At 66.3% G+C, this 889-nt stretch carries 1 protein-coding gene; it reads left to right on the top strand.

Annotated features, from left to right (window positions below; genetic code table 11):
• The coding region (locus ACAG24_RS29470; RefSeq protein WP_370476388.1) for a transposase at positions 1-863 on the top strand (863 nt) is incomplete at its 5' end.
• Positions 864-889 lie beyond the last annotated feature (26 nt).

The raw sequence follows: 889 nt of genomic DNA, 5'->3' as shown, positions 1-889 counted from the left end.
CTAAAGATCCGCACACGGGGGCTCTCAAAGCTCTGCTGATTGCCCGCCGCGGCGCAATCAAAGCCCGCACTGCGGCCGTCGCACAGATCAAGAACCTGCTCGTGACAGCCCCGGCTGACCTGCGCGAGCGCTACCGCCGCTACCCCAGCACATTGCGACTGATCGACGCGTTGGCACGGTGTCGACCTGCCACGCAGGAGGACCCCACCGCGGTGTCGGTGTTGACCGCCTGCAAAGCACTCGCGCAGCGCGTCGAGTTCCTCGAGCGCCAAGACCGCGAACTGACCGCCGAACTCGACTCCCTGACTTCGGCACTCAATCCCGGCCTGCGGGCCGCCTACGGCGTCGGTCCGGACACCGCCGCGCAGCTGCTGATCACCGCCGGCACCAACACTCACCGACTCCGAAGTGAGGCGGCGTTCGCCATGCTCGCCGGTGTCGCACCCATCCCAGCGTCGTCGGGAAAGACCACCCGACACCGGCTTTCCCGCGGCGGAGACCGCGCCGCTAACAACGCCCTGCACCGCATCGCCCTGGTCCGCTGGTCCCATGACCAGCGCACTCGCAACTACATCGCCCGCCAACTCGCCGCCGGACGCTCAAAAAAGGACGTTCTACGGCTGCTCAAACGGGCCATCGCCCGCGAGATGTTCCGACACCTCACCGCACCATGCCCGATCGATGACTACAGCGACCTCCGTCCAGCCCGCCAAGCCCGCAACATCACCCTCACCGCTGTCGCCAATCACTTCGGCCTCTGGCCCACCGCGATCTCCCGCCTGGAACGCGGGCTCACCCGCGATGACACCCTGGCCGCCAACTACCGCCACTGGCTCAACATCCAACACATCGGCGCTGCTTAACCCCTTGACAGAGATAGGAGCATCAA

The sequence above is a fragment of the Mycobacterium bulgaricum genome (genome assembly GCF_041287165.2).
Taxonomy (GTDB): Bacteria; Actinomycetota; Actinomycetes; order Mycobacteriales; family Mycobacteriaceae; genus Mycobacterium; species Mycobacterium bulgaricum.
The sequence above is the reverse complement of the archived record's forward strand: the minus strand, read 5'-3'. Positions and strand labels throughout refer to the sequence as shown.